The sequence below is a fragment of the Bacillus sp. JJ1773 genome, assembly GCF_036962035.1.
In the GTDB taxonomy this organism is placed as follows: Bacteria; Bacillota; Bacilli; order Bacillales; family Cytobacillaceae; genus Cytobacillus.
Map to the genome: position 1 here is coordinate 1 of NZ_JBALNX010000035.1, position 15,335 is coordinate 15,335.

12 protein-coding genes and 1 riboswitch are annotated in these 15,335 nt (G+C 37.0%); of the genes, 1 reads left to right on the top strand and 11 read right to left on the bottom strand.

Annotation, left to right across the window (positions count from 1 at the left end; genetic code table 11):
* Positions 1–161: 161 nt before the first annotated feature.
* The 8 genes from V7127_RS09645 to V7127_RS09680 form a co-directional block, all read right to left on the bottom strand.
* Complete coding sequence (locus V7127_RS09645) at positions 162–1,022, bottom strand: EamA family transporter (protein WP_335346660.1); 861 nt, start codon at positions 1,020–1,022, stop codon at positions 162–164.
* Positions 1,023–1,108: 86 nt separating this feature from the next.
* Entirely contained in the window at positions 1,109–3,031 is a 1,923-nt protein-coding gene (abc-f, locus tag V7127_RS09650; RefSeq protein ID WP_335485275.1) for a ribosomal protection-like ABC-F family protein, read from the bottom strand.
* A gap of 623 nt (positions 3,032–3,654) precedes the next feature.
* A complete protein-coding gene (locus tag V7127_RS09655; RefSeq protein ID WP_335485277.1) occupies positions 3,655–4,509 on the bottom strand; it encodes a chemotaxis protein in 855 nt (284 codons plus the stop codon).
* 224 nt (positions 4,510–4,733) lie between these two features.
* Complete coding sequence (locus V7127_RS09660; RefSeq protein WP_335485281.1) at positions 4,734–5,924, bottom strand: CaiB/BaiF CoA transferase family protein; 1,191 nt, start codon at positions 5,922–5,924, stop codon at positions 4,734–4,736.
* Positions 5,925–5,946: 22 nt separating this feature from the next.
* Entirely contained in the window at positions 5,947–6,723 is a 777-nt protein-coding gene (locus V7127_RS09665) for an enoyl-CoA hydratase/isomerase family protein (protein WP_335485284.1), read from the bottom strand.
* 15 nt (positions 6,724–6,738) lie between these two features.
* Positions 6,739–7,401 (bottom strand): methionine ABC transporter permease, encoded by a 663-nt coding sequence (locus V7127_RS09670; protein ID WP_335485287.1) that lies wholly within the window; start codon positions 7,399–7,401, stop codon positions 6,739–6,741.
* A gap of 4 nt (positions 7,402–7,405) precedes the next feature.
* Complete coding sequence (locus V7127_RS09675) at positions 7,406–8,419, bottom strand: methionine ABC transporter ATP-binding protein (RefSeq protein WP_335485337.1); 1,014 nt, start codon at positions 8,417–8,419, stop codon at positions 7,406–7,408.
* A 292-nt stretch (positions 8,420–8,711) separates the two neighbouring features.
* Entirely contained in the window at positions 8,712–9,518 is an 807-nt protein-coding gene (locus V7127_RS09680) for a MetQ/NlpA family ABC transporter substrate-binding protein (protein WP_335485290.1), read from the bottom strand.
* A 93-nt stretch (positions 9,519–9,611) separates the two neighbouring features.
* Positions 9,612–9,721: riboswitch (SAM riboswitch) on the bottom strand.
* A gap of 381 nt (positions 9,722–10,102) precedes the next feature.
* Between V7127_RS09680 and V7127_RS09685 the strand changes: the two genes are divergently transcribed.
* The gene (locus V7127_RS09685) at positions 10,103–11,467 is read left to right on the top strand and encodes a trypsin-like peptidase domain-containing protein (protein ID WP_335485294.1); all 1,365 of its coding nucleotides are present in this window, start codon (positions 10,103–10,105) and stop codon (positions 11,465–11,467) included.
* A gap of 184 nt (positions 11,468–11,651) precedes the next feature.
* Here V7127_RS09685 and V7127_RS09690 read toward each other — a convergent pair whose 3' ends face one another.
* The 3 genes from V7127_RS09690 to V7127_RS09700 all read right to left on the bottom strand — a co-directional run bounded on the left by V7127_RS09690 (position 11,652) and on the right by V7127_RS09700 (position 15,210).
* Positions 11,652–12,653: a hypothetical protein gene (locus V7127_RS09690; protein WP_335485296.1), complete on the bottom strand. Its 1,002-nt coding sequence runs from the start codon at positions 12,651–12,653 to the stop codon at positions 11,652–11,654.
* 169 nt (positions 12,654–12,822) lie between these two features.
* Positions 12,823–14,061 (bottom strand): serine/threonine transporter SstT, encoded by a 1,239-nt coding sequence (gene sstT / locus V7127_RS09695; protein WP_335345003.1) that lies wholly within the window; start codon positions 14,059–14,061, stop codon positions 12,823–12,825.
* A 651-nt stretch (positions 14,062–14,712) separates the two neighbouring features.
* Positions 14,713–15,210, bottom strand: coding sequence for a pyridoxamine 5'-phosphate oxidase family protein (locus tag V7127_RS09700; protein WP_335485299.1), 498 nt, complete (start codon positions 15,208–15,210; stop codon positions 14,713–14,715).
* Positions 15,211–15,335: the final 125 nt, after the last annotated feature.

Here is a 15,335-nt window from a genome sequence, read left to right on the forward strand (position 1 = left end):
TTATAGTTATTGTACTATTCACTTCTTGAATTATTTCGGTTCGCAAAATATTACATTTTAATATGCTTACTACTTTTTCCATATAATGTTTTTCTAGATAAAAAATAGGAGAACTCTTTAAACAGCTCTTGTGACCATATTCTTCTAAAAAAGTCCCTTGACTACAAAATAAGCAAAACAGTTCCTGCAGTAATGACAATACCACCTATAATCGTGTGTTTAGTCATTGTTTCTTTTAATAGAATGAAGCTTAAGATCATGGTAATCACAACGCTAAATTTATCAATAGGGGCAACAACTGAAACCTTCCCAATGGCTAATGCTGCAAAATAACATAACCAGGATAAACCAGTTGCAACTCCAGACAAAATCAAAAAAAGATACCCCTTTTTTGTAATTTCCTTCATTTTCTTATGAGTTCCTTGAAAAAATACGATGGCCCAAGCGAACAATAAAATCACGATTGTTCGTAAAAAGGTAGCTACATTAGAATCCACATTTTCCATCCCTATTTTTGCTAATATAGAGGTTAATGCCGCAAATACTGCTGCCAAAATGGCATATACAATATATATTTGTGAGCCAGTAAATCGTTTCTTCTCATCACTTTTCCCAATTAATATGAAGGTTCCAATGGCGATTATCGCTCCTCCAGTGATGACAAGGGGCTCTGCCGGCTCTCCTAAGAAAAGGATAGAGATAGCAATCGTTAAGACTACACTTGATTTATCAATGGGGACGACCTTGGAAACATCGCCAATTGCCAGTGCTTTAAAGAAAAATAACCACGAAAATCCTGTTGCAAAACCTGATAATAATATAAACCACAATGCACTGCCAGAAATCTGAGAGATTGTATCAAGCTTGCCTGTTACGATCACGGTCACAAAAGCCATTACTAAAACAACAATTGTCCGAATCGCCGTTGCTAAATTAGAATTCACCTTTTCAATGCCAATTTTCGCCAATATAGCTGTGAGTGAAGCAAATAATGCTGCCAATAATGCTAAAGTAATACTCATTAAGGTACCTACTTTTCTCTAGTATTAGTGGGGAATCTAATAAAGAATAAAAACCATCTTCGATTACATATTCAACCTATGCCTAGTCAAAAACTTAACCACAATTCCATAACCGACTCCAATTCTTTGCTTAACTTAAGTTTCCTGCCATACAGTTTATTTAGCTCCTCATAATCCATTTGGTCAGCAGACATCGCTATATCTATCTCACTGATTTCCTGTTCCAGGCTTTCAATCCTGGCCAGAGCCTTTTCCTTTGCTGCTTCTTTCTTTGAATCCTCAGACTTGTTTCTTTGATTTTTTACTTTTTCGGTTTTTACAATCGGCTTATTCAAATCTTGTAGACTTACCTTTTCCTTTTCACTTTTAAAATAATCGTAATTCCCAAGATAGCTTTTTAAGGTGTGATTTTCTATTGCAATTACTCTTTGACCGATTTTATTGATGAAATATCTATCATGAGATATAAAGAATATCGTTCCTTTAAAGTCCTCCAGAGCTTCCTCAAGAGTTTCAATGGAATCAATATCAAGATGGTTTGTTGGTTCATCCAGGATTAATAAATTAATATCTTTATATAACAGTATAGCTAGCTTTAATCTAATTCTTTCTCCGCCTGATAAATGTTTTACTTTTTTGAAGACACTGCTTTTATAAAACATGTATTTTGAAAGATATTCCCTTGCTTTTCCCTCCACAATCGAAATATCCTCTCTAAAAGCTTCCAGCACTGTCTGCTCTTCATTATTAAAAATAATTTGCTGCGGCAGATAGGCAGCCATCACATTTGCACCGAATTCAACTACCCCATCATCCGGCTGTTCCTCACCTAAAAGCAACTTTAAGAAGGTGGTTTTCCCGCTGCCATTAGAACCGATCAGGCCTACTCTTTCACCAAAAGCGATCAGTACATCTGCGTCCTTAAAAATAATTTTATCCTTATAGCTTTTAGAGAGCCCGATCGCCTTGATGGTTTCATTTCCTGACCGTACAGCCGCTTTTAAATCCAGTTTCATATTCCGTCTTTCAAAAATAGGCTTGTCGATTCGTTCCATTTTATCGAGCTTCTTCTGTATACTCGCGGCTCTTCTAAAGAATTTGTTATTATCAGCCCTCATTGCCCAGTCCCTTAAGCTTAAAACGGTCTTTTCCATGCTATTAATCTTTTTTTGCTGCTCCCTAAAATGCTCGTATTGAATCCGTATATTCTCTTCTTTTTGACTAACAAAAGAGGAATAGTTGCCCTTATAACATATCGATTCCATATCCTCTATTTCCACGATTTTAGTTACGACATTGTCCAAAAAATATCGGTCATGGGAGACGATCAGAACAATTCCCTTATAGCTTTTAAGATAACCTTCGAGCCATTCGATGGATTCCATATCTAAATGATTCGTAGGCTCATCCAGCAGCAATATATCAGGATTGTGAATGAGGAGTTTTCCAAGTACAACGGTCGTTTTTTCTCCTCCACTTAATAAATCAAAATCCTTGTTTAAAAAACTCTCATCAAATTGGAGGCCTGTACAAACCTTGCTTAGTTTTTCTTGGCGTTCGTATCCGCCCTTAATTTCATATAAGTGGACGAAATCACTGTATTTATTTAATGCTTTTTCCAAAGCAGCATCTTCAAGTGTCTTCATTTGCTCTTCCAATTCACGCATTTCAGTCTCAATGCTTTCAATCTCCGCACAAGCCTGATTTAAAACATCAATTACTTTTAACCCCTCAGGATACTCAGGCGATTGATCAAGGTAAGCCCTAGTGGCTTCTTTTGGCAAGTGAATCAGGCCTTCATCATACCCAGGGCTGGAGGTTTGCGGGTATCCCGGATAGTAATTCATCGGCTCTACTCCCGCAATCAATTTCAGAATCGTGCTCTTTCCGCTGCCATTTGCACCTATAATGCCTATCTTCTCTCCTTCATAGGCTTCAAAGGTGACATTTTCCACCACTAATGTTGCTTCCATAAATTTTTTTACACCATTTAATTTCATTTCCAACATATATATTCCTTCTTTCATCCATAGACTAGTAGTTACGCCTTTTATGGATAAGGTAAAGAAGAGTATCCGTACTATTTATTTTTCATATAAAAAAGACCATAAGAAGAGGGTTTCTCCTTACAGTCTTTAATAACCAGTGATTAATTTAAATCAAGTAGTATTAGTAAAAATGCGCACGAAAAAAACGCATTTTGATTCCTATATCTCTTGCACCAGGTTGACAATACAACTGGCGGAATATTTCAAGAAAACCATGAAATATTCAATAAATTATCATCTCGATATTAGTAAAGTAAGTTACCTTCTAAATTGCCCGTTTTCCATAAGAGCATAACAAATAAACCTAATATAAATAGGTAAATTTCACTCATTATAAAATCTGTATTAATTTTTTAAAAAAATTAATATTAGCAATTAGTTGGTTCCATAAACTTACTTTCCCCCTTCGAAATTTTCTTTATTATCTCACCTTTTCATTTTTTTGTAAATAAATTGATTAGCAACTTTTAGAATATTTGACATATGGTTTTTATTCAGTGATTCCCTTTTTATAAGAAAATACGTGGTGATTCTTGGCCCACGTTCCACCCCCATATTTTGTCAAACTAACCATGAACAGAGCGTTATAGATTATTTACTTGTCTCCACGTACGAACTAAGCCATCTACTATGGGTTCAATTACGTCCATATCTTTAACGTAACCTGTATGACTTAACGGATTCCAACTCGTTAATAAATTGCCTGCATTCACTTCTCGATCTTCGTTAACAGCATTATAGTAATTTTCGTCTACAGATCTTAATGGGAAGCCCAAAACATCATCTTTATCATAGAAATTTATCCATTCACCTTTTAAGCTAGGATAGTATTTTCGGAGGTTTTTAGAAGGAATATTGATCGGACGGTTAAAGTTATAATAACGCAAACTCCATAGCGGGAGGGTAGTCCCCATTGTATAAAATAATGTTAAAGTTTCCCCCTTTTCCAAAGGCGATGATTCATTTACAATACACGCAACATCGCGCTGTTTATATTGTAAATCGTAAAAGTAATTACTCGCAATGACAGAACCTAGACTATGTGAAATGACACATAGCGGAGCTTGATCTCCTGCTTTGTTAGAGAGAATGTTCAGACCTTCACCGATTTTCTCATGAACTCTTTCATAATTTTGCTTTGCTGTCTCTACTAGTTGATAGGCAATCACATCTCCTATATAAGTAACAATGAATTTCCTTGATCCCTGATAATTCAATTTGTTTTCCTGCACCATTCTTTCAAACAACTTTTCCTGTCGACCTGCAAAAACCGGTGCCCACAGTATCGGTTCAATCATAAGATAGGAGGCAGGATCTTCAACTACATCCTTCAGTTTCTTTGCGAATGTTTGATTGATCATTGCGATCATATTCTTAGCAAAACCATCCTTTTGATTACCCATTCCATGAATAATGGCGACAGCTAGCATTTTATACATTTGTCTGCTCCCTTGAAAATAAATTTTTCAATACACCTTTGTACGTCATATGGCATACAACAATGTATTCAGGATTAGACTGATTGGAGAGAACGTTTTACTAATAAACTACATTATTACCTAATTTTATTTCTATTGAAAAGAATATGAAGGGGTTCCTCTAGAGTCAAAAGGGACGGATCACTTGCTTCGAAATGTGGAAGCAAGAGTTCCGTCCCTCATGTTTATATGATAATTTCTTTGTTTTTTAATACTTTAAATTCTTCGTCAGAGTATCCTAATTCAGTCAAGATCTCCTTATTGTGCTGTCCAAGAAGAGGGGCAGGCATTCTTAATTGCCCAGGAGTTTCGGAAAATTTGGCAGGGAAACCAAGTGTCTTCATTTGTCCACAGGCAGGATGTTCATATTCAAGGACCATTTCATGTTCTAGAATATGTGGGTCATTCAAGGTTTGATCATAGGAATAGATGGGACCTGATGGGATTCCGCTTTCTTCAAGAAGTTTTAGCCAATGTGCTGAATCTTTTTGTTTTAAAATTTCTTCGATTTCGACCTCAAGTTCATCCACGTGTTCTGTCCGTAAACTAACCGTTTCGTATCGAGGATCTACTAACCAATTAGGCTGGTCAATAACATTTAAACAAAAATTTTCCCATAGCTTCTGATTAGCTGCCCCAATTAAGATGAAGCCGTCTTTTGTTTCATAGCCTTGGTACGGGGCTGATGCGCGGTGCGCTGTCCCATTCCGTTTTGCCACTTCACCTGTTCCAAAATAAGCAGCAGCCTCCCAAACAGTCCAGGCAAGTCCAGCGTTAACAAGCGAAACATCGATATACTGCCCTTTTCCATTTTTCAAACGATGAATGTACGCAGTTAAAATCGATTGAATGGCGGTTTGTGCTGCCGCGATATCATGAATAGCAATCCCAACTTTAACAGGCTTTCCACCTTTTTCGCCAGTCATATCCATCAGCCCTGACATGCCTTGTGCCATGATATCATAGCCGCCCTTTTTACTATAAGGACCAGTCTGTCCGTAACCCGAAATCGAGCAGTAGATTAATCCAGGATTGATTTCTTTCAATGTTTCATAGTCAATACCCAATTTTTTTGTTACGCCGGGACGATAATTTTCCACGAATACATCTGCCGTTTTGATTAGGTCGAGCAAAATTTTTCTGCCTTCGTCACTTTTTAAATTGAGGCACATCCCGCGCTTATTACGATTGACCATCATATACATATAACTTTCTTCATTAATAGTAGCACCCATTGACCGGGTGTCATCGCCTTTTGGGTATTTTTCAATTTTGATGACATCTGCACCCATATCACCTAGTACCATCGTACAATAAGGACCTGCCAATACTTGTGAGAGGTCGATTACTTTCATTCCTTCTAATGCTTGAATCATGATGTATTGACTCCTTTTTCTTTCACGAGAAGTTCGGTTTTCTTTTTTCCAAAAATGCCTGAATGCCTTCTAAATAGTCATCCGAACTATATGACTCTAAAATGACGTTTTCAATATATTCACTTTCATCGTTCTCTCCATCTATGATGGCTTGGATCACTTTCTTAATGCCAGCGTTGGCAACAGATGATTTCAACGTAATTCGTTTGGCAAAATCAAGGCATTTTTCCTCAATTTCTTCGATTGGAAAAACATAATCAATTAAACCAATTTCTTGGCCATCTTCTGCACTGATCAGCTTTGCTGTATATAATAGCTCTTTCGTCTTTGCAGGGCCAATCAAATTATAAAGCCTTTTTGTACTAGCTAAGTTGTAGACGATACCAATATTTGCCGCTGTAATTCCGACCTTACTGCCAGATGTGGCAAATCGGAAATCACATGAATTTGCAAGTTCAAGCCCGCCTCCGATTGCCAGCGTTTTAATTAAGGCAATCGTTGGTTTTGAAAAACGATATAATTTTTCTATTGATTCCAGGGCGTAATCATTATAGTCCTTTGCCTGCTTTCCATGAAGACGGACTTCCATAAACTCGCTAATATCAGCACCCGCTGAAAAGGCTGTTTCATCAACACCACGAATAATCAGCACCTTCACACTGGAATCTTGTTCCAACTCATCCAATAGTTCGCCAAGCTTTTGAAACATGGCAAGAGTGAATGAATTCTTTTTTTGAGGACGGTTAATAATGAGGGAAGCAATCGCTCCATCCTTTTCTATATAAAGTTCATTTGACATTTATAACCCCTCCAATCAATCTTTCTTTAAACGAGCTGATATACGATTCCCAATTGACTGACAGCATTGTACAAGGATAATCAGGATTAATACAGTTGCATACATGACACTTTCTTCGTAGCGTAAATGTCCATAGCGGTAAGCAAGATCTCCGAGGCCGCCTGCTCCGACAAGTCCCGCCATGGCTGTGGCACCAATCAAGCTGACAATGGTTATCGTTAAAGCGAGGACAAGGGAAGGTCTTGCTTCACGGAGTAATACATGCCAGATAATTTGTCTTGTTTTAATTCCCATCGCTTTATAAGCTTCCAAAACGCCATTATCCACGGCAAGAAGAGATGATTCTACTAATCTTGCGAGATAAGGAGCCGTGTAAATGACAAGCGGAACGATGGCGCCTGTAACTCCGATCGTTGTCCCAACAATTAGTTTTGTAAATGGAAAAATAAAAATTAATAATATAATAAATGGAACTGAGCGTAAGATATTGATGACTAGATTCAATATTTGATAGATCCATTGATTTTGCCAAGCTTGGCCAGGTCGTGTTAAAACGAGTAAAACCCCAAGAGGTATACCGATTATGATGGCAAATATCATGGAGATGCCAACCATTTGGAAGGTTTCCAGCACAGACTTCCAGATAATCGGAAACCATTTATCAGTAAATTCATACATATCGTTATCCCTCCAATTCTTCGATGCGAACACCTTGATTTTGTAAATATTTTAATGCTTGATCGACATCTTGCACTTCGCCAATAAGATGAACAACAATATTGCCGACAATGCCATTTTTCAATTCAAGAATATTCGCGGTCAAAATATTGGGCTGAACTTTAAATTGCTGACTTACTTTAGCCAAAAGCGGTTGCCCCGTACTTTCTCCGACAAAAGTGAGACGTGAAACCTTGCCGGTTACATTAAGCTGACTGATTAAAGAAGGTGACAGCTTCCTCTGACTGATTGTATTTAAAAACTTCTTCGTTGTCTGGTTTTGTGGGTTTGTAAATAAATCGATTGTCGTGCCTTGTTCCACAATTTCACCATTTTCCATAACAGATACATGGTCACAGATCTTTTGGATGACATTCATTTCGTGGGTAATCAACAAAATTGTGATACCTAGTTCTCGATTAATTTTTAAAAGCAAATCGAGAATTGAATCTGTCGTCTCTGGATCAAGGGCACTCGTTGCTTCATCACTAAGTAACACTTCGGGCTCCTGAGCAAGTGCTCGCGCAATCGCAACCCGCTGCTTTTGCCCGCCGGAAAGTTGGCTCGGAAACGATTGATGTTTATCAGTAAGTCCAACGATATCCAAATATTTAATCACACGTTCATTTGTTTCCGTTTTGCTGTAACCCAATAATTTAAGGGGGATGGCAATATTGTCATAAACGGTAGCTGTTTTTAAGAGATTGAATCCTTGGAAAATCATGCCGATTCTTTTTCGAACATCGCGTAATTGGTTTAGCGGCAAAGAAGTAGCTTCTTTGCCGCCAATAAATACTTTTCCGCTTGTAGGTTTCTCTAATAAATTCACACATCGTATCAATGTGCTTTTACCAGCACCGCTATAGCCGATCACCCCATGAATTTCACCTTTTTTCACATGAAGATTCACATCTTTAACTGCTTTTACAATCCCTTTTTTCGAGTCAAAAGATTTTGAAACATGTTCTAATATAATCATGGGGGCTTTTCCTTTCTGTGCTATCTTTGCCTGACCGAAAACCTGTCTAGCAAACTCACTTTCTTGGACAGCTTTTATCGAAATCTCAATATCCTGTCCAGAAAACTCACTTTCTTGGACAGCTTTCATCAAATTACCGAAAACCTGTCCAGCAAATCCACTTTCTTGGACAGCTTCTATCAAATTACCGAAAACCTGTCCAGCATATTCACTTTCTTGGACAGCTTTCATCAAATTACCGAAAACCTGTCCAATAAATTCACTTTCTTGGACTGCCTTCATCAAATTTCTATTAAAAGCCAGGGATGATAGATCCGCGGAATTCTTCCTCGATGAATTTTTTAACTTTTTCACTTTGATAAGCTTTCACCAATTTTTTAACGACAGGATCGTTTTCGTTTTCCGCTCTGACAACAATATAATTCACATATGGAGAGTTAGTTGATTCTAAAATAAATGCATCTTCTTTCGGATAAAGACCCGCAGCGATTGCAAAGTTTGTATTAATGGCTGCAGCATCGACTTCGCCTAATTGTTTTGGAATTTGTGCTGCGTCAAGTTCAATGAACTCAAGATTCTTTGGATTTTCCACCACATCATGAATAGAGGCTGTTTCTTCTTTGCCTTCTTCAAGCTTAATGTGGCCATTTTCTTGTAAGATGAAAAGTGCACGTGCTCCATTTGTCGGATCGTTTGGCAGACCAAATTTCGCTCCGTCTGGAAGATCTTCAAAGCTTTTATATTTTTCTGAGTAAATCCCCATTGGATTAAGAATCGTTTTCCCTACTGGTACTAATGTAGTTCCATGATCATCATTAAATTTTTCAAGAAAAGGCTTATGCTGATAGCTGTTAACATCTAAGTCGCCTTCATCTAAAGCCGTATTTGGAAGGACGTAGTCAGTAAAAGATTTTATTTCCAACTCAAGTCCGTCTTCTGCAGCCACTTCTTTAACCACTTCCAATATTTGAGCATGCGGACCGTCCGTTGCTCCAATGACTAGCTTCTTCTCGTTCAGTGCCCCGCTGCTTTCTTTACTGCACGCAGCAATAAACAATGTCATACCAAGTAATGCTAAAGCCATTCCAAACTTCTTCACTTTATTGTTCCTCCTGTGTAGTTGTATTGGAAGAAGAAAAAATAAAAAGCCTCTCTATCAAAAAAGAGAGGCTTATGTATACATAAAAATCCTCTCTTATCTTTCAAAACAATGAATGTTTTGCAGGATTTAGCACCAATCTATTAAACATAGACGGTTGCCGAGCTTCATCGGGCCAGTCCCTCAGCTACTCTTGATAAGAGATAAACTATTTAATTTTTCAAATTCCTTAAGTACAAACTTTACTCTCATTTATTCATATTGTCAACAAGATTTAGAAGAATGACTAATTTAGGCCCACTTTTTCATTCTTTGAAGTAAAAGGCCGTCCGTCCTTTTATTTTCCCCTGTTACAAAATCAGTCATATAATGTATTAAATAGGTTCCATAGTGATTATTTGTTTTTAATAGTAACTCATCCAAATAATTTCTACGGAAAGCATCGTTCCAGTCCTAGAACTTTATTTTATCTCTTTCCCCTACTTCCACTTCATTTCACCCCAATATTTTCCTTTTAAACTAGGAACTTTTGCAAAATTAAATTATAATTACACTAGATAACTATTTGAATCGGGAGTATGGATATGATAGTGAGAACTAAGCCTTTAAAGTTTAAATTGAAAGAAACACGAAATCCTCTCGAAGATTTTATGTTCCTTAGCAAAATTGATCATTCTGCCGTTACGAAAGAAGTTATTTTTCTTAGGTACATCGGAATTCCTGACACTGTTCAGCATTACATTGAAAACATTCTGAAAATAGACCGCTGTTTTTCATCAAGTGTGCCGGCTGTTCCTTACTTACGACTGCAGCGACTTGAAGGTATTTCAAACAAAAATGAAATTTCCAGACTTACAAAGGTTTGGGAGGAATGGGAAGCAATCACCAATGTTGCTGTCATGAATCCTCATTTACTTCATCAAACACCCCTTTGCAGCCAATTAAATAACGATAGCCTTGAATGGACAAAAAAACTTATTTTTGTGGAGATTCTGTCCAAGTATAGAACATTGCATCCACAATCCAATGACACACAAATTAAAAACTTTGCAGTTAAATTTTTGAATTGGATAGAAATTTATTTACCTAAGCTTTTTGAAGGTACAAGCATATCTCCAAAAGTGGTTTTTATCGGAGATATTAAGCTGCATGAGCTATTATTCTTGTATTTCCTGTCCCGTCTTGGCTGTGATATTTGCTATATGAACCCGAAAGAAGATATGGTTCATTTGTATCCTGAGATAGAAAAATTCTCAACTTTATATAAATTCAGCACACTGAATTCAGATCAGATAACTATTCCTGATTTGACAGCACCTTCAAGCATCTCTGCTAAAGAAAATCTGAAACAAATTCCAACTAAGAGCAGAGAATTCAGCTATGAGGAGCTGGCAGGTCTATCGAACTCCGTAGTCATGATTAAAAGTTTTGATGAGCATAATAAAATATTATGCAGCGGCTCTGGTGTTGTCATTCATAGCAAAGGGTATATCTTAACGAATCTGCATGTGGTTGCGGGCGGTCATCTTTTTTCGGTGCTCTACGAGAATGAAACCGAAGAATATCTAACAGGAAATTTCATTAAATATCATCAGCAATATGACCTGGCTATTATTAAGGTTGATAAAAATTGTGGTCCTCTCCCTGTAAAAACGGATGGTAACTTAGTGCGAGGACAAAAAATTGTAGCTATCGGCAGCCCATTAGGATTGTTTAATTCCGTCTCCGATGGCATTGTATCCGGTTTCCGGGAAATTAAGGATATCCCTATGATCCAATTCACTGCTCCAATCTCTGACGGAAGCTCTGGCGGCGCCTTGCTGGATATGTACGGAAGGCTAGTGGGGCTAATCACTGCGGGCTTTGACAAGGGACAAAATTTAAATTTAGCCGTACCTGCGGAAAATATATATCATTTTGGGCGGAATTTTATTGAGCATACGGACTAGGTTTCGCAAATAAATTGAGTGGTTTCGTAAACAAAGTGGAAAAAACAGAATAAAATGCCTGCCTCCTATCGTTTTCACGATGGGGGTAGGCATTTTTATCATTAATTTATCTTATTTAGGATTTATAAAAGTTCCTATTATAAAATAGTTGCACTAACTCTCTCCATTTAATCAAATTGAAAAATTAAAGATTTCTCCCATTAAGAATCGTATTCACTTTTCGAAGCTTTTCCTTTATATTAGGGTGAATTTGATTCTCTTCTTCTATAATCAATTTGTCACTTTCATCGTCATTGAACACATCATGAACTTGCCTTAACTGGTTCATTTGAAATGATGTTGGGGGATTCATCCCCATTTGGTTTAGCAAATGAACTGCGCTCTCTAATGAAACATGAAGATCCGGGTTCAACAGCCTGACAGTTTCAAACAACCACTGTGCTCTCCAAAGGTCAACAAGGATTGGATCAAAAATCGCAGCTCGATCCTTTTGTTCCTGTAGATTATCATCACTAGCTTCTAAAGCTTTCACCGCTTTTTCAGTAAAAGCCAGTTCCATTAGTTCGTACGCTTCCTTGAAAAAGGCGTAGGAAGCAGGTGGATTATATTGCTGATTTATATTTTCTTTTTTATAAAAAGTTTCTTTAACAAATCCCTTTGCTTCATGATCAAATGTAAATTTATGAATAAAAATATCTGAATGCCACGTCTCTAACATTACAATACCGGGTTTTCTATCAAAGGTTGTCGTACTAATATCGACTGACCCCAATTGAACAAAATTATCAAAAAGGGGATACGTTTTCTCACCGTCTTTCACAACCAACAGCCAGGTTTCTCCATCATCCCATGCAAACAAGCCATTTTCCATTTTCCTTGCGTTGACATATAGTTCAATTATTTCTTCCTCACCATCCTGATCGATATCAAGAGTTGTTTCCTTATATAGCGATTGCGGATATTTTTCAATGTCCTTAGCTAGAATAATAGAGTAATCATTGTTCACCTCAAGAGCTTCCTTTTGTTCCTCCACAGTATTTTTCAAGTCTTCATTTTCAATGGAAAGCCGCTCAATTTGTTTTTTTAAGTCATTTATTTCTTTAGCTGGGTCTGCATTTACTTGATTGGTGCAGCCAGCAAGTATTCCGGCAGTTAAAATTACTATACCGGGTAAGTATCTCTTCATTTTCCAATCCCCCTTTAAATATTAATTTATCTCTTTCACCTATATAATTGACGTAAATAATAGGAAAAAGTATCAATATTTTCAAAACATTACTGGTATTTATTCATAAAAAAAACTGCACCTCCAATGTTCGTCAATTCTAACAATGGAGATACAGCTCAATTCTATTTTATGCAATTTTTTTAATCTCTATTGTTTTCCCCTCTTTACGCCACTCTTTATATTCAGCGGCTGCTGTAAAGATAACATCTGTAGATGAATTAATAGCTGTTTCAACAGAGTCTTGAATAACACCGATGATAAAGCCTACTCCAACTACTTGCATAGCCACATCAGCAGGGATTCCAAATAAGCTGCACGCTAAAGGAATCAGTAATAAAGATCCGCCTGCAACTCCTGAAGCACCACAAGCACATATAGCAGACACCACACTCAGGATAATGGCTGTAGGAATATCGACTTGAATCCCAAGTGTATGAACCGCTGCAAGGGTCAAAACAGAAATCGTCACGGCAGCACCAGCCATATTGATCGTTGCCCCTAATGGAATCGATACTGAATAACTATCCTTATTCAAACCGAGATTTTCACATAATCTCAAATTTACAGGAATGTTTGCAGCTGAGCTTCGTGTAAAGAATGCAGTAATACCACTTTCCTTTAGGCACTTAAAAACAAGCGGGAAAGGATTTTGTTTTATATACACAAACACGATGAGTGGATTGACAACCAACGCTACAAAAAACATACAACCTAGTAAAATAGCAAGTAACTTCCCATAGCTAAGTAAAGCATCAATTCCACTTGTCGTAATGGACTCAAATACTAGACCCATAATTCCTAATGGTGCACACTTAATAACCCATGTAACCATTTTGGTAATAGCATCTGAAAAATTAGCAATCATTGTTTTTGTCGAATCGGCGGCATTTTTTAAAGCCAAACCAAGTAGTATTGCCCAAGCTAAAATACCAATATAGTTCGCATTAAAAATCGCCTTCACTGGGTTATCAACAATGTTCATAAGCAATGTAGTTAGAACCTCAACAACACCGCTAGGAGGCGCCACATCCTCAGCACCCTTTACAAGCGTTAAGCTTACAGGGAATATAAAACTAGCAATTACTGCAATTAAGCCAGCTAAAAATGTTCCTAGGAGATAAAGAATGATGACGGATTTCATATTCGTTTGCTGACCACTTTTGTGTTGCGCAATAGCTGATATACCCAAAAAGAGTACTAATACAGGTGCAATAGCCTTTAACGCACCTACAAACAATGTGCCAAAAATGGCAATCGGTTTTGCTGCTTCTGGGATCGTTAAAGCTAAGATAATACCGATAATCAAACCTATGATTATTTGTTTAACTAAGCTTAGTTGATTCCACTTTTTTAGTAAGCTTTTCATAGATGTTCCTCCCTAGGTGTAATAATTACGATAATATGAATATTGCATAATACATTTCCTCGAAATTCCATTTCAAAAGGACATTTGTCTTTCTATGAAAAGTATTATATGGTTTTATTCGATATATTACAATACTATTATTTTTATTAACATTATTCGGATTGTTCAGATAAATAGTGGGAAACCTCTAGATTTCTGGTGATTCTTGGTTTTAAAATATTATTATAATTATAGTTATTTTACTCCAAATTGCGTTGTTCCTTTTACTAGGAAGATAGTAAAGATTTTTACAACGGGCCATGTTGGAGGTTTTTACTGGAAATGGATCTTGGAAACTGAAAAATTAGCCCTGCACTTTCAAGAGAGGACACTTGTACCGTTATTTACCGAAAAAGGTTGTTTTTTTAGAGGTAACGGACTCTAGTTCAGCTATCCCTAGAAAAGTAAGCAAATTTCTCAAGTTTATCATTAATAACGGATTCTCTGTCCTTTTCATTTGTCAAAAATGTGGATTATATTGAATAAAGGATTCTCAGTCCGCCAAATAAAACAAAAAGGCCTATCACCAGTTCAGACTTTAAATTTTCCCAAAAAAGTCGCCTGACCCCATGCGTACTAAAGCATTTCCGCATTTGGGATCAGGCGCACTCGTTAATGATTTAATCCTTCACTTAATTTACCAGTAATCTTATCAATTTGTACTTCAAATAACTCCGTTTTCGAAAGGGCTGGGTATCCTTTTTCAAAAGTCCATTCTGGATCCCCATACTTTTCCATTAACCGATCATAGAACCATTCTTTCTGCTTGTCATCTTCAATATGCTTAATGATTCCAAATAAAACTACGCTTGTGTAGACGAGTGCAGATTGGCACGCAAATTTTTTACCTGGATGAACATCCCCCATCTCGCTAACCTCGATACAAATTTGCGGATTTTTTTTGATATTTGTCCAAAAATGACTCTCCCTCAAATTTCCTATATGCAGGTATAGTTTGTTTCCGTCCTCATAAACATAGACAAATGGGATTACATATGGAAACCCATCCTCCCCCACTGTCGCCACATGTGCGACCTTACCCATTTTTAAAAAATGATAAGCACTTTCCTCCGTCATTTCCCGCTTCTTATTATGAATTAAACCTCTCAACTTCCTCACTCCTTGCTTTTTTAGTATCCCTTGTACACAACCCCTTAGGAATACATCATTAGATTGCTAACAATACTCGCATTCGTTTGGATAATATCCTTTCAACTTTAAAAATATTCCTATTC

Bases quoted from the DNA above. Each gene is read 5' to 3' on its own strand.
- V7127_RS09690 (WP_335485296.1), bottom strand. From the start codon at position 12,653: ATGAAGAGATACTTACCCGGTATAGTAATTTTAACTGCCGGAATACTT.
- abc-f (WP_335485275.1), bottom strand. From the start codon at position 3,031: ATGTTGGAAATGAAATTAAATGGTGTAAAAAAATTTATGGAAGCAACA.
- V7127_RS09665 (WP_335485284.1), bottom strand. From the start codon at position 6,723: ATGTCAAATGAACTTTATATAGAAAAGGATGGAGCGATTGCTTCCCTC.
- V7127_RS09660 (WP_335485281.1), bottom strand. From the start codon at position 5,924: ATGATTCAAGCATTAGAAGGAATGAAAGTAATCGACCTCTCACAAGTA.
- V7127_RS09685 (WP_335485294.1), top strand. From the start codon at position 10,103: ATGATAGTGAGAACTAAGCCTTTAAAGTTTAAATTGAAAGAAACACGA.
- V7127_RS09645 (WP_335346660.1), bottom strand. From the start codon at position 1,022: ATGAGTATTACTTTAGCATTATTGGCAGCATTATTTGCTTCACTCACA.
- V7127_RS09675 (WP_335485337.1), bottom strand. From the start codon at position 8,419: ATGATTATATTAGAACATGTTTCAAAATCTTTTGACTCGAAAAAAGGG.
- V7127_RS09655 (WP_335485277.1), bottom strand. From the start codon at position 4,509: ATGTATAAAATGCTAGCTGTCGCCATTATTCATGGAATGGGTAATCAA.
- sstT (WP_335345003.1), bottom strand. From the start codon at position 14,061: ATGAAAAGCTTACTAAAAAAGTGGAATCAACTAAGCTTAGTTAAACAA.
- V7127_RS09670 (WP_335485287.1), bottom strand. From the start codon at position 7,401: ATGTATGAATTTACTGATAAATGGTTTCCGATTATCTGGAAGTCTGTG.